The sequence below is a fragment of the Corynebacterium glyciniphilum AJ 3170 genome, from assembly GCF_007673095.1.
Lineage (GTDB): Bacteria > Actinomycetota > Actinomycetes > Mycobacteriales > Mycobacteriaceae > Corynebacterium.
On the sequence record NZ_VDYZ01000198.1, the window covers coordinates 1 to 281 of the forward strand.

The 281-nt window shown below is 65.8% G+C and carries 1 protein-coding gene; it reads left to right on the forward strand.

What is annotated here, in order from left to right; all coding sequences use genetic code 11:
* The coding region (locus tag FS507_RS17895; RefSeq protein WP_186314765.1) for a hypothetical protein at nucleotides 1–247 on the forward strand (247 nt) is incomplete at its 5' end.
* Nucleotides 248–281: the final 34 nt, after the last annotated feature.

Sequence of the window (281 nt, forward strand, 5' to 3'; positions counted from 1 at the left end):
CGTCGGGGGTGGGGGGAGCGAGGGGATCTGGGGGAAGGTGGGGGAAGGTGAGGGTAAGGGGGTGAAGTGGATGGTGGAGGGTGTCGTGCGGGAGGAGGGAGGGAGGATGATGGGTAGGGGGGGAGAGGGTGTGAGGGAGGAGAAGATGGGGGAGGATGTGGACCGTGTCCACCGTCGGTGGCTGGAGATCATGGAGAAGGAGAAGAGGGAAGGGGCGAAGAAGGGCGCGAGGCGGGTCACGATGTAGGAGGAGCGGAACCTCGTGGTGAAGGTGGTGGGGG